The sequence below is a fragment of the Streptomyces sp. NPDC004667 genome (genome assembly GCF_040609475.1).
Taxonomy (GTDB): domain Bacteria; phylum Actinomycetota; class Actinomycetes; order Streptomycetales; family Streptomycetaceae; genus Streptomyces.
This window is the reverse complement of record NZ_JBEXKC010000042.1, coordinates 20,277-36,431: the sequence shown is the minus strand read 5'-3', so window position 1 is coordinate 36,431 and position 16,155 is coordinate 20,277. Positions and strand designations below refer to the sequence as shown.

At 73.6% G+C, this 16,155-nt stretch carries 14 protein-coding genes; 11 read left to right on the top strand and 3 right to left on the bottom strand.

The genetic code is table 11. The annotated features are described in order from the left end of the window. Window positions 1–27 precede the first annotated feature (27 nt). From ABZW32_RS22995 to ABZW32_RS22945, 11 genes are all read left to right on the top strand, one after another. Window positions 28–648 (top strand): NAD(P)-binding domain-containing protein, encoded by a 621-nt coding sequence (locus ABZW32_RS22995; RefSeq protein ID WP_356218577.1) that lies wholly within the window; start codon window positions 28–30, stop codon window positions 646–648. Next, window positions 639–1,151, top strand: a complete 513-nt coding sequence (locus tag ABZW32_RS22990; protein WP_356218576.1) for a (2Fe-2S)-binding protein — start codon at window positions 639–641, stop codon at window positions 1,149–1,151. The genes ABZW32_RS22995 and ABZW32_RS22990 overlap by 10 nt, the downstream gene beginning before the upstream one ends. Before the next feature lie 5 nt (window positions 1,152–1,156). Beyond that, on the top strand, window positions 1,157–3,721 hold the full coding sequence (locus ABZW32_RS22985) for a xanthine dehydrogenase family protein molybdopterin-binding subunit (protein WP_356218574.1): 2,565 nt from the start codon (window positions 1,157–1,159) through the stop codon (window positions 3,719–3,721). After that, the gene (locus ABZW32_RS22980; RefSeq protein ID WP_356218573.1) at window positions 3,718–4,539 is read left to right on the top strand and encodes an FAD binding domain-containing protein; all 822 of its coding nucleotides are present in this window, start codon (window positions 3,718–3,720) and stop codon (window positions 4,537–4,539) included. Before ABZW32_RS22985 ends, ABZW32_RS22980 begins: the two co-directional genes overlap by 4 nt. 37 nt (window positions 4,540–4,576) lie before the next feature. After that, complete coding sequence (locus ABZW32_RS22975) at window positions 4,577–5,848, top strand: MFS transporter (protein ID WP_356218571.1); 1,272 nt, start codon at window positions 4,577–4,579, stop codon at window positions 5,846–5,848. Next, entirely contained in the window at window positions 5,845–7,314 is a 1,470-nt protein-coding gene (locus tag ABZW32_RS22970; RefSeq protein ID WP_356218570.1) for an ATP-binding protein, read from the top strand. The genes ABZW32_RS22975 and ABZW32_RS22970 overlap by 4 nt, the downstream gene beginning before the upstream one ends. A 109-nt stretch (window positions 7,315–7,423) precedes the next feature. Continuing rightward, window positions 7,424–7,765, top strand: a complete 342-nt coding sequence (locus ABZW32_RS22965) for a nuclear transport factor 2 family protein (RefSeq protein WP_030234121.1) — start codon at window positions 7,424–7,426, stop codon at window positions 7,763–7,765. 93 nt (window positions 7,766–7,858) lie between these two features. Next, window positions 7,859–8,503, top strand: a complete 645-nt coding sequence (locus tag ABZW32_RS22960) for a TMEM175 family protein (protein WP_356218567.1) — start codon at window positions 7,859–7,861, stop codon at window positions 8,501–8,503. A 73-nt stretch (window positions 8,504–8,576) separates the two neighbouring features. Further along, on the top strand, window positions 8,577–9,866 hold the full coding sequence (locus ABZW32_RS22955; RefSeq protein WP_356218566.1) for a transposase: 1,290 nt from the start codon (window positions 8,577–8,579) through the stop codon (window positions 9,864–9,866). Continuing rightward, complete coding sequence (locus ABZW32_RS22950) at window positions 9,866–11,023, top strand: XdhC/CoxI family protein (protein WP_356218564.1); 1,158 nt, start codon at window positions 9,866–9,868, stop codon at window positions 11,021–11,023. Before ABZW32_RS22955 ends, ABZW32_RS22950 begins: the two co-directional genes overlap by 1 nt. A 115-nt stretch (window positions 11,024–11,138) precedes the next feature. Further along, on the top strand, window positions 11,139–12,602 hold the full coding sequence (locus tag ABZW32_RS22945) for a GuaB1 family IMP dehydrogenase-related protein (protein ID WP_356218626.1): 1,464 nt from the start codon (window positions 11,139–11,141) through the stop codon (window positions 12,600–12,602). Here the strand turns inward: ABZW32_RS22945 and ABZW32_RS22940 are convergent. The 3 genes from ABZW32_RS22940 to ABZW32_RS22930 form a co-directional block, all read right to left on the bottom strand. After that, on the bottom strand, window positions 12,599–13,888 hold the full coding sequence (locus ABZW32_RS22940) for a histidine kinase (protein ID WP_356218562.1): 1,290 nt from the start codon (window positions 13,886–13,888) through the stop codon (window positions 12,599–12,601). The two genes, ABZW32_RS22945 and ABZW32_RS22940, sit on opposite strands and share 4 nt — an antisense overlap. Then, window positions 13,885–15,612, bottom strand: a complete 1,728-nt coding sequence (locus tag ABZW32_RS22935) for a cation acetate symporter (RefSeq protein ID WP_356218561.1) — start codon at window positions 15,610–15,612, stop codon at window positions 13,885–13,887. Before ABZW32_RS22935 ends, ABZW32_RS22940 begins: the two co-directional genes overlap by 4 nt. 121 nt (window positions 15,613–15,733) lie before the next feature. Continuing rightward, entirely contained in the window at window positions 15,734–16,009 is a 276-nt protein-coding gene (locus tag ABZW32_RS22930; RefSeq protein ID WP_356218560.1) for a hypothetical protein, read from the bottom strand. Window positions 16,010–16,155 lie beyond the last annotated feature (146 nt).

The window sequence follows — 16,155 nt, the reverse complement described above, 5'->3', positions numbered from 1 at the left end:
GGCCGGACCCCCGATCGAGGAGTCCTCATGCGGACAGGCATCATCGGCACCGGGCGGATCGGCTCGACCCTCGCCAGGATCCTCGTGGCGGCGGGCCACCAGGTCGTCCTCGCCAACGCGCGCGGGCCGCGATCGCTCGCCCCGCTGCTGGCCGAGCTCGGCCCCGGCGCCGCGGCGGGACGCCCCGTCGAGGCGGCCGGGCAGGCCGACCTCCTGGTGCTGATGGTGCCCTTCGCCACCGTGCGGGGGCTGCTGCCCCCGCACGTCGTGCAGGACAAGGTCCTGGTGGACGCCACCAACGCCTTCAACGGCCCCGGGGGCGCCGCCGACCCCACCGGCCGCGGCTCCAGCGAACTGGTCGCCGAGTGGTATCCGGGCGCCCGGATCGTGAAATCCCTGAACACCATGTACTTCGAGACCCTCGCCGTCGCCGGGACCGCCCCCGGACGACAGCCGTCCGAGCGGCTGGCCCATTTCACGGCGGGCGACGACGCGAAGGCGAAGGAAATCGTCGCGGGCATCATCACGGACCTCGGATTCGTGCCCGTCGACACCGGCCCGCTGCACTCCGGAGGAATGCTCCAGCAGCCCGGCGGTCCCCTCTACAACCGGTCGCTCACGGAAGCGCAGGCGCTCGCATGGATCTGAACCTGAACCTGAACCTGAACGTGAACGGAAGACCGGAGCGGTTCACGGCGCGGCCCAACGAACTCCTCGTGGAGCGGCTCCGCGACGGACTGGGGCTCACCGGCACCAAGGTCGGCTGCGACACCGGCACGTGCGGGACCTGCGTGGTCCGGCTCGACGGCAGGTCGGTCAAGAGCTGCCTGGTCCTGACCGCCGCGGCCGCCGGCTCCGAGGTCGCCACCATCGAGGGCGTGGCGGAGCGCGGCGGAGAGCTGACCGGTCTCCAGGAGGCCCTGCGCCAGGAGCACGGCACCCAGTGCGGCTTCTGCACCCCCGGCATGGTCATGGCCCTCGGCGAGCTCGTCGAGAACACCGCCGGCGGCGAGCCGCCCACCGAGCCCGAGATCCGCGAGTGGCTCACCGGCAACCTCTGCCGCTGCACCGGCTACCACAGCGTGGTCCGCGGGGTGCAGCGCGCCTGCGCCCCCGCCCCCGCGGCCGGCGCGCCCGGACGGGAGGGGTGAGGGAGATGACCGCAGTGACGGGGGAGACCGCCGTGACCGGCGGGGGCACGGCCGTCGAAGGCGCCACAGCCGTGGATACCGCACCGGTGCGGGACGCCACCGCGGTGGAGGACGCAGCACCGGTACGGGACGCCACCGCCGTGCAGGACGCCACCGCCGTGGCGGACGCACCGCCCGCGACCGCCGCGGAGCCCGAGGAGCACGCCGTCCTCGGGCGGCCGATGGACGCCCGCGAGGACCCGCAGCTGCTGCGCGGCGAGGCCACGTACGTCGCGGACATCGACCTGCCGGGCACCGCCCACATGGCGATCCTCGGCAGCCCGGTGGCCCACGCCAGGCTCCTCTCCATCGACACCAAGGCCGCCGAACAGATGCCCGGCGTCCTCAAGGTCGCCACCGCCGCCGACTTCACCGACGTGATGCCGCTGCCCTGCATCTGGATCCCCGGCGGGGTCGAGAGCCACTTCCCGCCCCACCCCTACGGGCTGCCCGGCGCCCGCCCCGTCCTCACCGGCGACGCCGTCCGCCACGTCGGCGACCCCATCGCCGTGGTCGTCGCCGAGACCCCGCGCCAGGCCGCCGCCGCGCTCGCCGCGATCTCCGTCGAGTACGAGCCGCTGCCCGTGGTCACCCGCGCCGACGCGGCCCTCGCCGAGGGCGCGCCGCAGCTGCACGAGGCCGTCCCCGGGAACCTGAACGCCTACTGGACCTGCGGCGACAAGGACCGCACCGACGCGGCCATCGCCGCGGCCGAGGTCACGGTGGAGCTCGACCTGGTCAACCAGCGCACCATCAACAGCCCCATCGAGCCGCGCGGCGCGGTCGGCGACTACGACGCCGCCACCGGCGAGTACACCCTCTACGCCACCACCCAGGGCCCGCACAACCACCGCTTCCTGCTCTCCGCCCTGGTCCTCGGCATCCCCTTCAACAAGCTCCGGGTGATCGCCCCCACCGTCGGCGGCAGCTTCGGCACCAAGGGCTACCTCTACCCCGACATGCCGCTCGTCCTGCTCCTGTCGAAGGCGCTCGGCCGGCCCGTGAAATGGGTGGACACCCGCACCGGGCTGATGAACTCCACCGTCCAGGGCCGTGACCACCGCCAGCACGTCACCCTCGCCGGCACCCGCGACGGCCGCATCACCGCCGTGCGCTGCACCAGCTACGCCAACCTCGGCGCCTACCCCTCCACCATCGGCCCCGGCGTCGCCACCGCCCTGATGGGCCGCTCCATCACCGGCATGTACGCCGTCGACGCCGCCTTCTGCGAGGTCTACGCCGCCTTCACCAACACCGTCTCGCTCGGCGCCCAGCGCGGCAGCGGGCGCGCGGAGGCCGCCTTCCTGATGGAACGCCTCGTCGACCGCTACGCCGGGGAGATCGGCATGGACCCGGCGGAGGTCCGGCGCAGGAACCTGGTGCCGAAGGAGGCCTTCCCGTACGACAACGGTCTGGGCTGGACCTACGACTCCGGTAACTACCTGCCGAACTTCGACCGGGCCATCGAACTGTCCGGCTACGCCGACATGCCCGCCCGCAAGGCCGAGGCCCGTACGCGCGGCAAACGGCTCGGCGTCGGCATCGCCACCTACGTCGCGATCTGCGGGGTCGGCCCCTCCACACGGATGTCCAAGGAGGGCATGCTCGGCGGCACCTGGGAGAGCGCGAACATCCGCGTCCACCCCACCGGCGAGGTCACCGTCACCGTCGGCTCCGCCTCCACCGGCCAGAGCCACCACACCGTCTTCGCGATGGTCGCCGCCGACGAGCTGGGCATCGACCCCTCCCAGGTCCAGGTGTACGAGGGGGACACCCTCAAGGCCCCCTACGGGCAGGGCACCTACGGTTCCCGCTCCTACAGCATGGCCGCCCCCGCCGTCGCCCTCACCGCCCGCAAGATCAAGGCCAAACTGGTCAGGGCCGGATCCGTCTTCCTGGGCGTCCCCGAGGACAAGGTCGTCTACCGGGGCGGAGCCGTCCACGAGGACGGCAACCCCGAAAACACCAAGAGCTTCGCCGACCTGGCCATGGCCATGTGGTACGGCTGGGGACTGCCCCCCGAGATCGAGCCGGCCCTCGACGAGACCACGCACTTCGACCCGCCGGACTTCAACTACCCCTTCGGCACGCACGTCGCCGTCGTCGAGGTCGACGAACTCACCGGGGAGACCGAGGTGGTGGCCTACACCGCCGTCGACGACGCCGGCAACATCGGCAACCCGAAGATCGTCAACGGCCAGATCGAGGGCAGCATCGTGCACGGCCTCGGCCAGGCGCTGATGGAGGCGGCCGAGTACGACGAGAACGGCATCCTCATCAGCTACGACCTGGACCACTACGCCCTGCCGCGCGCCGCCGACGTCCCCTTCTTCGCCCTCGACCGGACCGTCACGCCCTCCCCGCACAACCCGCTCGGCGCCAAGGGGGCCGGCGAGATCGCCACCGTGCCGCCCGCCGCCGCGGTGGTCAACGCGGTCGTCGACGCCCTCTCCGACCTGGGCGTCCGGCACATCGACATGCCGCTCACCCCCGAGAAGGTGTGGCGCCGCCTGCAGGGAGAGACGCAGTGATCCTCACCGAATTCGACTACGTCCGCCCCCTCGGCCTCGACGAGGCCCTGGACCTGCTCGCCGGGCCCGGCGCCCGGGTGCTGGCCGGCGGCCAGAGCCTGCTGCCCGGCCTGCGCGCCGGAACCGACCGGGCCCGGCTGCTGGTCGACGTACGCCACCTGGAGGAGCTGCGGGGGATCTCCGGCGCCGACGGGACCCTGCGCGTCGGGGCCCTGACCACCCTCGCCGAACTCGCCGCGCACCCCCTGGTGCGGGACGCGGCGCCGGAGCTGGCCGCCGCGGCCCGCGCCAACGGTGACCCCCAGGTCCGCAATCTCGGCACCACCGGCGGCAACCTGGCCGTCCCGGACCGGCCGACCGACCTGCCGGTCGCCGCCCTCGCCGCCGGCGCCGAGGTGGAACTGGCGGGCCCCGGCGGGCGTACCCGGATGGGGGCCGAGGAGTTCACCGCCGGCGGGGTGCCCGCCGGATCGGTGCTCACCGCCCTGCTGGTGCCCGCCGCCGGCCCGGCCGCCGCCTTCGAGAAGGCCGCCGACCGGGCCACCCGCTACCCGCTGTGCGCCGCCGCCGTACGGATCACCGCCGACGGGCCGCGGATCGCCGTCACCGGAGCCACCCCCCGCGCCCTGCGCCTGCGCGGGGTCGAGGACCGGCTGCGCGGCGGCCCGTACACGACGGAGGCGGTGCTCGCCGCCTTCCGCGCCGAGCCCCGGGAGCTGTTCGTCCCCGGGCGCGGCACCTCGGCCGAATACCTGGGCCACCTCGCGGGCGTGCTCACCGCCCGTGCGCTGGCGAGGGCGGCCCGGATCACCGCCTGACGGCCCGCCGGGCACCAGGAGGAGGGGAGTAGACGCCATGGCCGAACCGACCGAGACGACGACCACAGGAGGCACGGTGGACCACCGGGCCGCCCGCGCGGCCGCCCCGGGCGGCGCGGCCAGACCGTCGGGCTTCTGGGTGGTGGGCACCGTCCTCGTCCTGCTGATGCTCTCCTCCTCCGTGCCCTCCGCCCTCTACGCGCTCTACCAGGAGAGGTGGGGCCTGTCCCCGGGGACGGTCACGGTGGTCTTCGCCGCCTACGCCGTCACCGTGCTCGCCGGGCTGCTGCTGTTCGGCTCCCTCTCGGACACCGTGGGCCGCCGGCCCGTCCTCGGAGCCGCACTGGTCCTGGCGATCGTCTCCATGGGCCTGTTCGCCGGGGCCGGGGGGCCGGCCCTGCTGCTCGCCGCCCGCGCCGTCCAGGGGCTGGCGGTGGGCCTGGCCACCGGGGCGATGGGCGCGGCCCTGCTGGAACTCAGCCCGCGCTCGCGGCCCGCGCTCGGCGCCCAGGTCAACAGCGCGGGACCGACCGTCGGCATCGGCCTCGGCGGGCTCGGGGCGGGACTGCTCGTCCAGTACGCGCCCGCGCCCACCGTGCTCAGTTACCTGCTGCTGGTCGGGGCCTTCGCGATCACCCTGGTCGGCGTGGCGCGCATGGCCGAGAGCGCTCCCGGGGCGGGCGGCAGGCTCCGGGTGGTGCCGCACCGGATCAGGGTGCCCGCCGCCGCGCGCGGGCGGTTCGCCGTGCTGGTGCTGACGGTGGTCGCCGTCTGGACGGTCGGCGGGTTCTACCTCTCCCTGGGCCCGCACCTGGCCCTCTCCCTGCTCCACAGCACCAACTACCTGGCCGGAGGCGCCACGGTGGCCCTGCTCGCGGGCGCGGCCACCGCGGCCCAGCTGCTGCTGGGCCGCACCGAGGCGCTGCGCACCGCCGTGCTGGGCCTGATCGGGCTGCTCCTCGGCCTCGCCCTGGTGCTGCTCGCACTGGGCCTGGGCTCGCCGGCCGTGTTCCTCGCCGCCACCGCCGTCCTCGGCAGCGGCTGGGGGGCCGCCTTCCTCGGCTCCTTCCGGGCGCTCAGCGCCCTCGCCGAGCCCGCGCACCGCGGCGAACTGACCGCCGCCGTCTACGTGTTCGCGTACCTCGCCATGAGCGTTCCGGCGGTCCTCGCCGGACTGCTGACCAACATCCACGGCCTGCAGCGCACCTCGGTCGGCTTCATGGCCGCCGTCGCCGGAGTGTGCGCGCTGGCCCTGTTCACGACCCTGCGGCTGGCCTCCCGCACCAGGGCAGAGGGGAGCACGGTGTGACCGGAGCGGCGATGGACGCCACGGAGCTGAGGTCCGCCCTGTACGGGCTGGAGATCTTCGCGGGACTCACCGGGGAGCAGTTGGACTGGCTCGTCTCGGTCTCCGAGCCGCGGGTCCTCGGCGACGGGGAGGTCCTCTTCCACGACGGGGACGAGGCGACCGGCTTCCACGTCCTGCTCTCCGGCGGGCTCGTGGTCACCAAGGTCGTCGACGGCCGGGAGGAGGTCCTGACCCGGCACTCCACCGAGGAGGACGGGGCCGCCGCCGAGGAACACGACGGCAAACCCTCCGCCGCCCACCGCTTCACCGGGGAGCTGCCCCTGCTGACGGAGGGCTCCTACGTGGCCACCGCGGCCGCCAGCGGGCCCGCGACCACCGTCGTGGCCTACCCGAAGCCGGTGTTCTTCGAGATGCTGACCCGCTGCCACGGGGTGGCGGCCGTGCTGCTGCCGGTCCTGGCGTGGCGGATCAAGTCCTCCGAGGTCCAGGCGCGCAAGCGGGCCACCGTGGAGGCACTGGGCACCCTCGCCGCGGGGCTCGCGCACGAGCTGAACAACCCGGCCGCCGCCGTGGCGCGGGCCGCGCAGGAACTGGAGCCCGCCCTGGAGCGGCTGACCGGGACCGCGTACGCGTGGGGCGCGGCCGCCACGGGCGCGGAGCGCTCCGTACTGGACCGCCTCGCCGGGGAACTCGACAAGCTCCCGCCGCCCGGGACCACCGATCCGCTCGCCCAGGCGGACGCCGAGGAGGAGATCGCCGACTGGGCCGAGGCGGCCGGCGCCGAGCGTCCCGGCCTGCTCGGTTCGGGCGCCGCCGACCTGGGGCTGGAGCCGGACTGGCTGCCGGCCCGGCTGGAGGAGGTCGGCGAGAGCGCCCTGCCCGCCGCCCTGGACCACCTGGGAGCCCTGCTGGAGGCCCGCTCGCTGGCCGCCGAACTGCGCGCCGCGGGCCCCCGGATCTCCCAGCTGGTGGCCGCCACCCGGGACTACGCGAACCTCGACCGGGCCCCCGAGCAGCGGTTCGCGGTCACCGACGGCCTGGAGAACACCCTGGTGGTGCTGCGGTCCAAGCTGGCGGGCATCACCATCGTGCGCGCCTACGAGCCGGACCTGCCGGATCTCACGGGCTATCCCGGCGAGCTCAACCAGGTGTGGACCAACCTGGTCGACAACGCCGCCGAGGCGATGGAGGGCGCGGGCGTGCTCACCCTGCGGGCCCGCGCCGAGGGGGTCTGCATGGTCGTGGAGATCACCGACACCGGGCGGGGGATCCCCGAGGACGTCCTGCCGCGGATCTTCGAACCCTTCTACACCACCAAGGACGTGGGCAAGGGCACGGGCCTGGGGCTGCACCTCAGCTACCGGATCGTGACCCAGCGCCACCACGGGTCGATCGCGGCCCGCTCCCGTCCGGGCGAGACCCGGATGGTCGTCCGCCTGCCGCTCGCGCCGGCCGCCACCGGCTGAGCGCGACCGGCCCGTCGGCCACCCGCCCGTCCGTCACCAGCACATCCGTCACCACACACCCGTGCCGGCCGACCCGCTGTCAGCCGGACGTCAGGAAAGGGAGTCGAACATGGCCAAGTACGACATCGCCACGCTGCACCCCGTCTTCGTCCGCCAGATGGAGGCGCTGGCCGCGCTGGACATCGAGGCGGTGATGAAGAACTACACCGAGGACGCCGTCCTGCTGCGCTTCGAGGGCGCCTCGGTCGGCATCGAGGCCGTTCGCGAGACGTTCACCGGATACCTCACGGTGAAGCCCACGCTGGTCGAACTGCAGGAGTACATCGAGACCGAGGACACCATCTTCTATCGGGCGATCATGAACCTGAACGGCGAGCCGGAGCACGCGTTCGGGACACTGGTGGTCCGCGATGGCCGGATCTGGCGCCAGACCGCCGGATTCGGCGGCTGACGGCCCTTTCCTGGGTAGCGTGTGCGGGGAGGGTGCAGGGCGTGGGCCCTCCCCGCACACGTGAATGATTCGGTGAAGGGGAGGCCGCGGGCCATGGAGCGGGAAACCAACCGGGTGGAGGCGTTCAGCGACGGCGTATTCGCCATCGTGATCACCATTCTGGTGCTGGAGTTAAAAGTTCCGGAAGAGCAGGGTGCGGCCCTGTGGCACGGACTCATGGAGCAATGGCCGCACTACGCCGCATATCTCGTGAGTTTCCTCATCATCGGCGTGATGTGGGTGAATCACCACACGATCTTCAGCCACCTCAAGCGGGTCGACCGGCCGCTGCTGTTCCTGAATCTCCTGGTGTTGATGGTGGTGTCGGTGATTCCGTACACGACCAACGTCCTCGCCGAGCACCTCACGGACGGGGAATCGGCCAACGTGGCCGCGATCCTCTACAGTTCGTGGACCGTCGTGTACGCTCTCGCCTTCCTGGGCTTCTGGTGGTACGTCACCCAGGTCGGCCACCTCTTCCACGAAAAGGTCGACAAAGAGGGTGCCCGGGCCACCCGGGTGCGATTCGGACTGGGCGCGGTGGCCTACCCCTTGACCGTCCTCCTGTCCTTCTTCTCGGCACCCCTCACTCTCGTCGCACATTTCCTGATCGCGCTCTACTATGCGGCGAACCAGATCCCCATCCCGCTCGTGGTAGAGGAAGAGCGGCTCGAATCTGCCGGCGACCTCAGGAAGTAGCCGCCCGGACCTACGGCCGTTCCGCGCGGTCAAGTAGGCTAAAAGATCTAGCTGGTCGCGGGGGAGGCACCAGATGGCTCGGGTAGTCCTGCCGGAGGATTCCATCAAGGAAATCTCCGATTTGATCGACGTACTGATCTCGCTTTTCTTCGAATCCTTACCCCGGCGGGACCAGCGAAACTGGGCCCGCGTCTATCTGAACGGTCTGGTGCGGACCACCGGGAAGAAAACGATCCGTAACATCGCCGGAACAGGGGCCAGTTCCGTCGAACAGAGCCTCCAGCAGTTCATCAGCAAGTCCCCCTGGGACTGGACCCCCGTACGCCGCTCCCTCGCCCAGCACCTGGAACGCACCGCCCAGCGTCCGCTCGCCTGGGTCGTGCAGCCCATGGTCATCGAGAAGGCCGGCGACCGCTCCGTCGGAGTCGGCCGCCAGTTCGTCCCCCAGCTCGGCCGCACCGCCAACTGTCAGCAGGCGGGCGGGATCTGGCTCGCCTCCAGCGAGGCCAGCTTCCCCGTCGAATGGACCCTCACCCTCCCCGGGCCCTGGACCAGCGAACTGCTGCGCCGCCGGGCCGGCATCCCCGACACCGCGCGCTCCCTCACCCCCGCCCAGGACGCCGTCCACGCCGTCCAGCGCATGGCCGCGACCTGGCAGCTCCAGCGCCGCCCGGTCGTCATGGAGGTCTCCAACACCGACCTGCCCCAGACCATCGAGGCCTTCGCCCTCCAGGACATCCCCTTCGTCCTCAAGGTCGACGGCTCCCTGCCCGTCTCCTTCGGCGGCGCGGGCCGCCACAAACCCGGGCCGCACACCGCGCCCGCCCGCGAGCTCATCGACTCGCTGCGCTCCCAGCGCCGGGTCGTCGAATGGACCCGGCACGGCCGCGCCGAGGGAGCGGTGACCCTGCTCACCTCGGCCCCCATCCTCGCCACCCCCGCCGAGGACCGGCCCCTGCCCGCACCGCCCGCTCCCCTGCTGCTCGTGGGAGCCTGGACCGAAGCCGCCCTGCTGCCCTCCGAGTTCTGGATCACCAACATCGGGGACCGGCCCCTCGCCCAGCTCTTCCTGCTCGCCAAACTCACCGACCGGGTGACCCTGGACTTCACCGAGACCTGCGAACCCGTCGGCATCCGGGACTTCGAGGGCCGCTCCTTCCGGGGCTGGCACCACCACGCCACCCTGGCGAGCGTCGCCCACGCCGCCCGGCTGCTCAGCACCGGCGGCCGGCACCCCGACCCCGTGCCCCTGACGTCCGCCCCCGCCCGCTACACGGGCGCACCGGCCGCCAGACCACCCGCCGTGCTCCCCCCGCGACCGCTGATCCCCGGGCAGTCGCCGCGCCGAGCCGTCATCCGCTGATGCTCGACATCGCCGCGGCCCTGCGGACCTGGTGCGCGGAGCGGCGGGAGTTCGCGCTGGCCACCGTGGTCTCCGTCAGCGGAAGCGCGCCGCGCGGACCGGGCGCCTCCCTGGCCGTGGACGCCGCCGGAACCGCGCTCGGCTCCCTCTCCGGAGGCTGCGTGGAGTCGGCCGTGCACGAGCTGTGCCTGGAGGCCATCGCCTCCGGCAAAGGCGGCGTGCACCGCTTCGGCTACAGCGACGACGACGCCTTCGCGGTAGGGCTGACCTGCGGCGGGATCCTGGACGTGCTGGTCACCCCGGTGCGCGGCCAGGACCCCGTACGGCCCGTGCTCGGCTCCGTGCTCGACGCCGCCGCCCACGGGGCCAGGGTCGCCCTCGCCCGCGTCGTCAGCGGCCCGCCCGGACAGTGGGGCCGGGCCCTGGCCGTCCACGCCGACGGCACCTGCGTGGGCGGCCTCAGCGGCGGCGCCGCCCTGGACCGGGCCGCCGCCGAACGGGTCCGGGCCCTGCTGCTCGCCGGACGCACCGGCACCGCCGAGCTGGGCACCGCCGGCGGGCTGTGCGGGGAGCCGCTGACCCTCCTCGTCGAATCCGCCGCCGAACCGCCCCGGCTGATCGTCTACGGGGCCATCGACTTCGCCTCCGCCCTGGCCCGGATGGGGGCCTTCCTCGGACACCGGGTCACCGTGTGCGACGCCCGGCCCGTCTTCGCCACCCCGCAGCGCTTCCCCGGCGCCGACGAGGTGATCGTGGACTGGCCGCACCGGCACCTCGCCGCGGAACACGCCGCCGGGCGCCTGGACACCCGTACGGCCGTGTGCGTACTGACCCACGACGCCAAGTTCGACGTACCCGTCCTCGCGCTGGCCCTGCGGCTGCCGCTGGCCTACGTCGGCGCCATGGGCTCGCGCCGCACCCACACCGAGCGGGCCGCCCGGCTGCGCGCCGAGGGGGTGACCGAGGCCGAGCTGGCCCGGCTCAGATCGCCGATCGGCCTGGACCTGGGCGGGCGCACCCCCGAGGAGACGGCCCTGTCCATCGCCGCCGAGTTCACCGCCCTGCGCCACGGGGCCCCCGCCACCCCCCTCACCGGAGGCCTCCGGCCCCTGCACCGGACGGCCTCCTTCCGGGGCCCCGGGACCAAGGTCCCGTAGGAACCGACCAAGCGGCCCGGTGCGTCCTGGACGATCGGCCCGGGCGGCATGAACCCCCGGACATGGGAGAATGAAGTACGTGCGTTTCCTCGGCTGACCCGTCGAGGTACCTCCGATCGACTGGGAAGTTCAGCACGTGCGTTTCCTCAATGACCTGAAGCCGCCGTACGACCTGACGTACGACGATGTGTTCATGGTGCCGAGCCGCTCCGCGGTCGGCTCCCGCCAGGCCGTGGACCTCTCCTCGCCCGACGGCACCGGCACGACCATCCCGCTCGTCGTGGCGAACATGACCGCCATCGCGGGCCGCCGGATGGCGGAGACCGTGGCGCGCCGCGGTGGAATCGTCGTCATCCCCCAGGACATCCCGATCGAGGTCGTCACCGACGTCATCTCCTGGGTGAAGACCCGCCACCTCGTGCTCGACACCCCGATCACCCTGGCGCCCACCCAGACCGTCGCCGACGCGCTGTCCCTGCTGCCCAAGCGGGCGCACGGCGCGGGCGTCGTCGTCGACGCCGAGGGCCGCCCGGTCGGCGTCGTCACCGACCACGACCTGAGCGGCGTCGACCGCTTCACCCAGCTCTCCGAGGTCATGTCGAAGGAGCTGCTGCTCATCGACGCCGACATGGACCCGCGCGACGCCTTCAACCAGCTCGACGCCGGCCACCGCAAGCTGGCCCCCGCCGTGGACAAGGACGGCCGCCTCGTCGGCATCCTCACCCGCAAGGGCGCCCTGCGCGCGACCCTGTACACCCCGGCCACCGACGCCGACGGCAAGCTGCGCATCGCCGCCGCCGTCGGCATCAACGGCGACTTCGTGGGCAAGGCCAAGCAGCTGCTCGACGCCGGCGTGGACACGCTGGTCATCGACACCGCCCACGGCCACCAGGAATCGATGATCAACGCGATCAAGGCCGTCCGCGCGCTGGACCCCGAGGTCCCGATCGTGGCCGGCAACATCGTCGCCGCCGAGGGCGTCAAGGACCTCATCGACGCCGGCGCCGACATCATCAAGGTCGGTGTGGGCCCCGGCGCCATGTGCACCACCCGCATGATGACCGGCGTGGGCCGCCCGCAGTTCTCCGCGGTGCTGGAGTGCGCGGCCGAGGCGAAGAAGTACGGCAAGCACGTGTGGGCCGACGGTGGCGTCCGCCACCCGCGCGACGTGGCCATGGCGCTCGCCGCCGGTGCCTCCAACGTCATGATCGGCTCCTGGTTCGCCGGTACGTACGAGTCCCCGGGCGACCTCCAGCAGTCGGCCGACGGCCGCCTGTACAAGGAGTCCTTCGGCATGGCCTCGGCGCGCGCCGTGCGCAACCGGACCTCCGAGGAGTCGGCCTACGACCGCGCCCGCAAGGGGCTGTTCGAGGAGGGCATCTCCACCTCGCGCATGTTCCTCGACCCGGCGCGGCCGGGCGTGGAGGACCTGATCGACTCGATCATCGCGGGTGTCCGCTCCTCCTGCACCTACGCCGGTGCCGGCTCCCTCGCGGAGTTCGAGGAGAAGGCCGTCGTCGGCATCCAGTCCGCGGCGGGCTACGCCGAGGGCAAGCCGCTGCACGCCAGCTGGAGCTAGTCCCCGTACCGGTGGCCCCGGCCCGCCCCGTCCGGGCGGTCCGGGGCCACCGGCGTACCCGCCCGGCCGTCCCTCGGGCCCGAAGTGTGCACGCCCGCACGGTACTTGGGGATCCGGACGGTGATCTTCATGCCGGCGCCGACGCCCGTCTCGATGACGAGCCCGTGCGCGTCCCCGTAGACCTGACGCATCCGCTCGTCCACGTTGGTCAGCCCGATTCCCGACGAGGCCCCCGGGCGCTCCCCGGCCAGGATCCGGCGCAGCAGCGCCGGATCCATCCCGACCCCGTTGTCCTCGATGGTCAGCACCGCCTCCGCCCCGGCGTCCCGGGCGGCGATGGTGATCCGGCACTCCCCGGCGGAGTCCTCCACCCCGTGCTTGACGGCGTTCTCCACCAGCGGCTGCAGACACAGGAACGGCAGCGCCACCGGCAGCACCTCGGGCGCCACCTGCAAGGTCACCTTCAGCCGGTCCCCGAACCGGGCCCCGGCCAGCGCCAGGTACCGCTCGATCGAACGCAACTCCTCGGCCAGGGTGGTGAACTCGCCGTGCCGGCGGAAGGAGTAACGGGTGAAGTCCGCGAACTCCAGCAGCAGTTCCCGCGCCCGCTCCGGATCGGTCCGCACGAACGAGGCGATCGCGGCGAGCGAGTTGAAGATGAAGTGCGGGGAGATCTGCGCCCGCAACGCCCTGATCTCCGCCTCCATCAGCCGCGTCCGCGCCCGGTCCAGCTCCGACAGCTCCAGCTGTACGGAGACCCAGCGCGCCACCTCCGTCGCGGCCCGCACCAGTACCGCCGACTCCCGCGACCCGTAGGCCACCAGCGCCCCCAGCAGCCCGTCCTCGCCCGTCAGGGGGGCGAACACCGCCCACTTCAGAGGGCAGCCGGGCCGCTGGCACTCGGTGCGCACGCTCTGGCTGCGCCCCGACTCCAGCATCACCGCCACCCGCGCCATCGCCCGGCGCTGGTGGTGGTCGGCGCCCGGCCCGTCCCAGGCCAGCACGGCCTCGCGGTCCGTCAGGCACAGCGCCTCCGTGCCCAGCAGCGAACGCAGCCGCCGGGCGGCCTTGCGGGCGGCGTCCTCGGTGAGCCCCGCCCGCAGCGGAGGAGCGGCCAGCGAAGCGGTGTGCAGGGTGTGGAAGGTGGCCCGCTCCACCGGGGTGCCCAGGTCCGGCCCGGCGGCCCGCTCCCCGCGCCCGGCGTGCCACCGGCCCGCAGCCCAGCCCAGCCCCAGCAGCAGGGCCGCGGCCGTCAGGGCCGCCACCACGAGAGCCGCCCCGGTCACCGCGCACCCCCCGCGGCCCGCTCACCGGCCAGGTCCTCGGGCAGGTGCAGCCGGGCCAGCGCGGCGGCCGCCCCCGCGGGGATCCGGGCCCGGGTCGCCAGCGACACCGTCACCATCGTCAGGAAGCCCAACGGCACCGACCACACCGCGGGCCAGGCCAGCAGCGCGTGCGCCCAGCCCGCCGGGACCAGCCCGGAGCGGGTGGCCACCACCGCGCCCAGCGCCGCACCGCCCCCGGTGAGCAGCCCGGCCACGGCCCCGGGCGGGGTCAGCCCGCGCCACCAGATGCCGAGGACCAGCAGCGGGCAGAAGGAGGACGCCGAGACCGCGAAGGCCAGCCCGACGGCGTCGGCGACCGGCACGTCGGTGGCAGCGATCCCGCCCGCGAGCGGCACCGCCATCGCCATCACCACGGCGAGCCGGAACGCGCCCACCCCGCGCCGGGGCAGCACGTCCTGGTGCAGCACCCCGGCCACCGCCATGGTCAGCCCCGAGGCCGTCGACAGGAACGCGGCGAACGCGCCCCCGGCCAGCAGCGCCCCCAGCAGGTCCCCGAGCAGCCCGCCCAGCATCCGCTCCGGCAGCACCAGCACCGCGGCGTCGGCGTCCCCGGTCAGCGCCAGCTCCGGTGCGTAGATCCGGCCCAGCGCCCCGTACACCTGGGGCAGGAGGTAGAACACCCCGAGCAGGCCCAGCACGACGAGGGTGGTGCGGCGGGCGGCCCGCCCGTGGGGGCTGGTGTAGAAGCGCACCGCCACGTGCGGCAGGCCCATGGTGCCGAGGAAGGTGGCCAGGATCAGCCCGTAGGTGGCGTACAGCCGGTGTTCCCCGCCGGACAGCGCCTTCGACCAGCCGGGAGCGTCCGGGCCGGGGCCGGTGGGGGAGTCCGGGACCACGCTGCCGGGGGCGAACTCCAGGCGGGTGCGGGCCGCGACGGAGTGCCGGCCGCTCTCCAGGGTGAGCGGGACCCCGGCGTGGTCGGCGCCGTCCACCCGGCCCGTCACCGTCACCGTGAGCGGCGCGTCCACCGTGAGCCGTACGTCCTCGCCCAGGGTGACGGCGGTGTGCTCGCGGAAGACGGCCGGGGCGTCGAAGGAGGCGCGCGGAGCGCCGTCCCCGGCCCAGGCGGCGATCAGGAAGAAGGCCGGCACCAGCAGTGCGGTGAGTTTGAGCCAGTACTGGAACGCCTGCACGAAGGTGATGCTGCGCATGCCGCCCGCGGCGACGGCCGCCGTCACCACGAAGGCCACGACCACCCCGCCCACCCAGTGCGGGGCCCCGGTCAGCACCTCCAGCGTCAGCCCGGCCCCCTGCAACTGCGGCAGCAGGTACAGCCAGCCCACGCCCAGCACGAACAGCACCGCGATCCGCCGCACCGCCCGCGACTGGAGCCGCGCCTCGGCGAAGTCGGGCAGCGTGTACGCGCCCGAGCGCCGCAGCGGGGCCGCCACCAGCACCAGCAGCACCAGGTAGCCGGCGGTGTAGCCGACGGGGTACCAGAGCATCTCCGGCCCCTGGAGCAGCACCAGCCCGGCCACCCCCAGGAAGGAGGCGGCGGAGAGGTACTCCCCGCTGATGGCGGCCGCGTTGAGGCGCGGGCCCACCGTGCGGGAGGCGACGTAGAAGTCGGAGGTGGTCCGCGATATCCGCAGGCCGAGCGCCCCGACGAGGACGGTGACCAGGACGACGACGGTGACCGCGGTCAGCGCGTACGTCTGGTTCACCGGAGGTCCTTCGACGGGGGAGGGGAGGCAAGTCTCCGGAGTCTACGCAGCCCCCCGTCCCCGGCGACAGGCGCGAACCGGGCACCCGCGCCCGGGTTCCGGCGGGGCCGCGGCGCGCTGGTCAGAGCGCCGGATCGTGGTGCCGCGCACAGTCGCGCAGGGCGATCTCCAGCTCCACGTACGACTCCTCCGCGCGCCGGAAGGCAAGGGTCAGCGCCGCCTCCACCCGGGGCGGCAACTGTCCGCGGGTGCCCTCCTGCGCCTCGTACAGGACCTCCGCCCAGCTGGCGGCCGCGCTGCGCAGCCGGGCGAGCAGCGCCTCGGCCTCGGCGGGCCCGGCGGCGCGGGTCGGGGGCAGTCCGGTCAGCGCGTCCAACAGCGCCTGGATCTCGGACATATCGCTCCTCCCGGGCCGGAAGATCCACGATACGCGCGGCCCGCGCCACGGGCGGGCGAATCGGCCGGCGCTGCGACCGACGGGCCCGGCGGATCGCCGTACGTCCCCCGTGGCGCGACGAACGGCACGTCGGTACGCCGGGCGGT

What these genes read in the sequence shown, in the direction of transcription:
- ABZW32_RS22985 (WP_356218574.1), top strand. Translation starts at nt 1,157, where the DNA reads ATGACCGCAGTGACGGGGGAGACCGCCGTGACCGGCGGGGGCACGGCC.
- ABZW32_RS22930 (WP_356218560.1), bottom strand. Translation starts at nt 16,009, where the DNA reads ATGTCCGAGATCCAGGCGCTGTTGGACGCGCTGACCGGACTGCCCCCG.
- ABZW32_RS22950 (WP_356218564.1), top strand. Translation starts at nt 9,866, where the DNA reads ATGCTCGACATCGCCGCGGCCCTGCGGACCTGGTGCGCGGAGCGGCGG.
- ABZW32_RS22995 (WP_356218577.1), top strand. Translation starts at nt 28, where the DNA reads ATGCGGACAGGCATCATCGGCACCGGGCGGATCGGCTCGACCCTCGCC.
- ABZW32_RS22965 (WP_030234121.1), top strand. Translation starts at nt 7,424, where the DNA reads ATGGCCAAGTACGACATCGCCACGCTGCACCCCGTCTTCGTCCGCCAG.
- ABZW32_RS22960 (WP_356218567.1), top strand. Translation starts at nt 7,859, where the DNA reads ATGGAGCGGGAAACCAACCGGGTGGAGGCGTTCAGCGACGGCGTATTC.
- ABZW32_RS22990 (WP_356218576.1), top strand. Translation starts at nt 639, where the DNA reads ATGGATCTGAACCTGAACCTGAACCTGAACGTGAACGGAAGACCGGAG.
- ABZW32_RS22955 (WP_356218566.1), top strand. Translation starts at nt 8,577, where the DNA reads ATGGCTCGGGTAGTCCTGCCGGAGGATTCCATCAAGGAAATCTCCGAT.
- ABZW32_RS22975 (WP_356218571.1), top strand. Translation starts at nt 4,577, where the DNA reads ATGGCCGAACCGACCGAGACGACGACCACAGGAGGCACGGTGGACCAC.